We start from the raw sequence: 4,487 nt of genomic DNA, 5'->3' as shown, positions 1-4,487 counted from the left end.
CCGAAAGCGGCGTCTCGCGGCTCGACGACGACACCCGCGCCCGCGAAATCGCGCGCATGCTCGGCGGCGAGAAGCTTTCGCAGACCTCGCTGGCGCATGCCCGCGAAATGCTGGGCCACAAGACTTCGGCGGCGCTGTGATGGACCTCGACCTGGTGCTCATCACCGGCATGTCGGGCTCGGGCAAGTCGGTGGCGCTGCATGCGCTGGAAGACGCCGGCTACTACTGCGTCGACAACCTGCCGCCCGAGCTGCTGACGGCCTTCATCGCGCTGCAGCACGAGCAGCAGGCCACGCGCGTGGCCATTGCGATGGACGTGCGCAGCGGCGTGTCGCTGCCGATCGTGCCGCAGCAGCTCGAAGCCCTGCGGCAGGACGGCGTTTCGCTGCGCTCGCTTTTCCTCGACGCGACCACCGACGCACTGCTGCGGCGCTATTCGGAAACCCGCCGGCGCCATCCGCTGTCGCGCCAGGAGGGCCGCAACGACGTGCCCGAACAGGAGCGCGTGCTGGTGCAGGCCATCGAGCTCGAGCGCGAGCTGCTGGCCGACCTGCGCGACGGCGCCGACGTGATCGACACCAGCCTCATCCGGCCGGCCCAGCTGCAAAGCTACATCAAGGCGCTGATCTCGGCGCCGCAGAGCAGCGCATTRACGCTGGTGTTCGAATCCTTCGCCTTCAAGCGCGGCGTGCCGCTGGATGCCGACTACGTGTTCGACGTGCGCATGCTGCCCAATCCGCACTACGTGCCCGCGCTGCGGCCGCTCACGGGCCGCGATGCGCCGGTGGTCGAATGGCTGCGCGAGCACGACGACGTCGCGCGCATGTACGACGACATCGAGCAGTTCCTCTCGCGCTGGCTCGACGCGCTGGCGCGGGACCATCGCAGCTACGTGACCGTGGCCATCGGCTGCACCGGGGGCCAGCACCGCTCGGTGTTCCTGGTCGAGCAACTCGCGCGCGCGTTCGGAACGCGCTGGGTCGCGCTCAAGCGGCACCGCGAACTCGACGCGGGCTGAGTTCGCCCGTTCCGGCTAACCCGCGCCGCTCTCGAGCAGCTTGCGCATCGGCGCCGGCAATCCCAGCCGGCCCCACTCCTGTGCATCCACCCAGCGCGCGGCATCGCCTTGCGGCTGGCTGCCCTGGAGCAGCACCGGGTGCAGGTGCAGGTCCTTGTGGGTCAGCACGTGCACGAAAGGCGGCAGGTCCTGCACGCCCGCCAGCGCCGCCGGCGGCAGCGCGGCCAGCAACTCTTCTCGGCTATCGAACACGGGCAGGCAGTAGAGCCCGGCCCAGATGCCCTTGGCCGGCCGCTTCTCGAGCCAGACGCGGCCTTGCGCATCGCGCGCGAGCAGCGCCCAGAGCGACTGGGCGCTGCGCTTGAGCTTGCGCGTCTTGACCGGATAGCGCTCCGGCTGGCCTTCGCGCAGCCCCACGCATGTCTTGTTCAGCGGACAGATCATGCAGCTCGGCTTGCGCGGCAGGCAGACCGTGGCGCCCAGGTCCATCACGCCTTGCGTGTAGCTCGCGATGGCCGCCTTCTGCTCGGCCGGCGGCAGCAGCTGCGTGGCCCGGTCCCACAGTGCGCGTTCCTGCGCCGACGAGGACATGTCGCCGCCAAAGCCGAGCACGCGCGTCAGCACGCGCTTGACGTTGCCGTCGAGAATCGCGACCCGTTCGCCGAAGCAGAAAGCCGCGATCGCCGCGGAGGTGGAGCGGCCGATGCCGGGCAGGGTCTCGAGCTCGGCAGCCGTGCGCGGAAACTCGCCGCCGAAGCGCGCCACCACCTCCTGCGCGCAGCGGTGCATGTTGCGGGCCCGGCTGTAGTAGCCCAGGCCGCTCCAGAGCCCGAAGACCTCGTCCTCGGTGCCGTCGGCCAGCGCCCGCACGGTCGGAAAGCGTTCGAGAAAGCGCGCGAAGTACCCGAGCACGGTCGAGACCTGGGTCTGCTGGAGCATGACCTCCGACAGCCACACGCGGTAGGGATCCCGCGTGTTCTGCCACGGCAGCGCGCTGCGCCCGTGGCTGCGCTGCCAGGCCGCGACGCGCTCGGCAAAATCGGCCGGCGCCTGCGGCTGCACGGCCGCAGCCGGCACCGGACGATCAGGCCGCCGCACGCAGCTCGCCGACGGCGGCAGCGGCTGCTGCCGCCCCCCCCTGTTGCGCGATCGCCGAGGTGAATTCATGGAGCCGAAGCTGCAGCTCGGCCAGGCTGCTTTCCTGCTGGGCCAGCTCGAGCAGGCGTTCGTCGAGGTTGCCTGCCGCATTCTGGATGCGCTCGATCGCCTCGATGCGCTTGCTGAAATTGCGGCGGCGCTCCTTCAGCTGCGCATCGATCTGGGCGCTGGCACCCTTGCTCCAGCGTTCGACCTCGGTCATGGCCGCTTCGTTGACCAGCCGCAGGCGGCTTGCGAGCGCGCGCACCAGCTTGTCGCAGAAGTCCGCCTGTGCGAGCTTCAGCAGATTGCCCACGCCCAGGTAGTGGATGTGGCTGCGCTCGATCTGGCTGAGCTCCTGCTCGAAACTCGTCAGGTCGGGCTCGGCGGGCGCCTGCAGCGTGAAGCCCTGCTCCGCGTTGAGCTGGCGGAAGGTGGCGTGCAGCATCGACTGGATCTCGGCCGTCGTGGCCTGCACTTCGCGCAGGTTGTTGCGCAGCGAGTCGAAGGTTTCGCCGTACACCTTGCGCACGTTGAACTTGACGCCCGGGCGCTTGAGCGCGGCCGAAAGCCGCACCATGTCTTCCTTGAGCGCGGTGCGGCCGAGCACGGCGTACACCTCGCGCAGCAGCTTGCCTTGCACCGAACGCAGCGCGAGGATGCGCGTGTTGCTGCCCTCGAACTCGGTCTGTTCCTGGTCGATGCGCGCGCGCATGTGCCGAATGACCGACACGTTCTTGCCGCGCAGCCCCTGCAGTTCGAGCGCCTGCTCCGACAGGTCGCGCTGGCGCACTTTCAGGATGCGCTCGGCCTCGGTGCGCAACGCGACCATGCCGGCGTCCACCGCGAGCCGCAGCATGGTTTCGCGCTTGCCGAGCACGCCTTCGGCGAGCAGCGCCTCGAAGGCCGGCAGCCGGCTGGCGTCGAGCAGCCGCGCATYGCGATGGATCTTTGCCTGCAGGCCCTTCTGCGCCGACACCGGCAGCACCTGCACCAGCGGCACCTCGAGGAACTTGGCCGCGACCTCGCGCTGGCGTTCGATCTGCAGCTCGATCTGCGCGGGCGTGCTCAGCGAGTCCCACATGGTGTCGATCTTGTTGAGCACCACGAAGCGCGTGTCGCTGCCTTCGCTTTCGGTGACCAGGTGCTCGCGCCAGATGGACAGGTCGGAACGCGTCACGCCGGTTTCTGCGCCCAGGATGAAGACCACGGCATGCGCCTGCGGGATCAGGCTCACCGTGAGCTCGGGCTCGGCGCCGATGGCGTTCAGGCCCGGGGTGTCGAGGATCACCAGCCCCTGCTCCAGCAGCGGATGCGGCATGTTCAGGATGGCGTGGCGCCAGCGCGGAATCTCGACCCGGCCTTCGGCGTCCTGCACGGGGTTGTCGTCGGGCGTCTCCTCGTTCCAGAAGCCCAGCGCGTGCGCCTCGTCCTTGCTGACCCAGCGCACTTCGGCCACCTTGCTCATGGCCTGGGCCAGCTGGTCGGCATCGGCCACGTCGATCGCGATTTCGGTCCAGCGCCCGGCCTTTTCGCGCCAGTGCGTGAGCGAATGGGGTTCCAGGCGGGTCTCGATCGGCAGCAGCCGCAGCTTGGGCGACAGCGCGGCGTCGTAGCCCAGCTCGGTCGGGCACATCGTGGTGCGCCCGGCGCTGGCCGGCATGATGCGGCGACCGTAGGCGGCAAAGAAGATTGCGTTGATGAGCTCCGACTTGCCGCGCGAGAACTCCGCCACGAAGGCCACCATGACCTTGCTGGTGCGGATCTGCAGCTCGAGGCCGCGCAGGCGCTCGGCCACCGCCTGATCGAGCAGCTCGTTCTCGGTCAGCCAGCGGGACAGCCACTGCAGGCGGTGCGCGAAATTGCTCCGCCAGGCACCGTGCTGATCGAGTTGTTGATTGAAAGAGCGGCTCAAGGGGAATATGTAAGAAAGAACTTACAAATATAGCATTGCAAACTAGGGAGCAACCGATTGCAGGATATGCCAACCCGGCGGCTAAGACACTATTTTTGACAATTCGGGCAATAGTAAGTGGAACGCTGCCCTTGGCGCAGCAGCCGGATCGGCGTTGCGCAGACCCGACAGGGCTCGCCGGCCCGTCCGTAGACCGTGGCTTCGAGCTGGAAATAGCCGTTCTGCCCATCCACGTTGGAAAAGTCGCGCAGCGTGCTGCCGCCCTTCTCGACCGCCCTGGCCAGGATTTCGCGCACGGCCGCATGGAGCCGGGCCGCCCTCGGCCGGCTGATGCGCGCAGCCGAAAACGTCGGCCGGATGCCGGCCAGGAACAAGGCCTCCGACGCGTAGATGTTTCCAACGCCGACCACCACGTCG

At 68.4% G+C, this 4,487-nt stretch carries 4 protein-coding genes; 1 reads left to right on the top strand and 3 read right to left on the bottom strand.

What is annotated here, in order from left to right; translation table 11 throughout:
* The first annotated feature begins 139 nt into the window (after positions 1–139).
* The gene (gene rapZ, locus AC1DOC_RS20745) at positions 140–1,018 is read left to right on the top strand and encodes an RNase adapter RapZ (protein ID WP_015867108.1); all 879 of its coding nucleotides are present in this window, start codon (positions 140–142) and stop codon (positions 1,016–1,018) included.
* 15 nt (positions 1,019–1,033) lie between these two features.
* Here rapZ and mutY read toward each other — a convergent pair whose 3' ends face one another.
* The 3 genes from mutY to AC1DOC_RS20730 all read right to left on the bottom strand — a co-directional run.
* On the bottom strand, positions 1,034–2,095 hold the full coding sequence (gene mutY, locus AC1DOC_RS20740; RefSeq protein WP_478079427.1) for an A/G-specific adenine glycosylase: 1,062 nt from the start codon (positions 2,093–2,095) through the stop codon (positions 1,034–1,036).
* Positions 2,096–2,102: 7 nt separating this feature from the next.
* Positions 2,103–4,070 carry a dynamin family protein gene (locus tag AC1DOC_RS20735; protein ID WP_478130398.1) on the bottom strand — a complete coding sequence of 656 codons (1,968 nt, stop codon included), beginning with the start codon at positions 4,068–4,070 and terminating at the stop codon, positions 2,103–2,105.
* Positions 4,071–4,159: 89 nt separating this feature from the next.
* Positions 4,160–4,487 (bottom strand): zinc finger domain-containing protein (locus AC1DOC_RS20730; RefSeq protein WP_478130397.1); only part of this gene is annotated, 328 nt, incomplete at its 5' end.

This window comes from Variovorax sp. 01T439_2 (assembly GCF_056398445.1).
Note: the sequence above shows the minus strand (reverse complement) of the source record. Positions and strands in the feature narration are given on the sequence as shown.